The organism is Bacillus sp. mrc49, from assembly GCF_002803435.1.
This window is the reverse complement of the sequence record NZ_PHNG01000077.1, coordinates 1-309: the sequence shown is the minus strand read 5'-3', so window position 1 is coordinate 309 and position 309 is coordinate 1. Positions and strand designations below refer to the sequence as shown.

Sequence of the window (309 nt, the reverse complement as noted above, 5' to 3'; positions counted from 1 at the left end):
GGTGAGGTAACCTTCATGGAGCCAGCCGCCTAAGGTGGGACAGATGATTGGGGTGAAGTCGTAACAAGGTAGCCGTATCGGAAGGTGCGGCTGGATCACCTCCTTTCTAAGGATAATACGAGTGCGATTTTGTTTTGTTCAGTTTTGAATGAGTAATTCATTCAATGAAGGAAGAGGCATCACGATGTGATGGATTCTCTCCACTTTGTTCCTTGAAAACTAGATAATAGATAGAAGGCAATTAATTTTTTTCAAAGCATCTGTAAGACTTTTTTAACGGTTAAGTTAGAAAGGGCGCACGGTGGATGC

At 42.7% G+C, this 309-nt stretch carries 1 rRNA gene; it reads left to right on the top strand.

The features are described 5' to 3' along the window. Nucleotides 1-106: ribosomal RNA gene (locus CVN76_RS00550) — 16S ribosomal RNA — on the top strand; the annotation flags it as partial. Between the last annotated feature and the right edge of the window lie 203 nt (nt 107-309).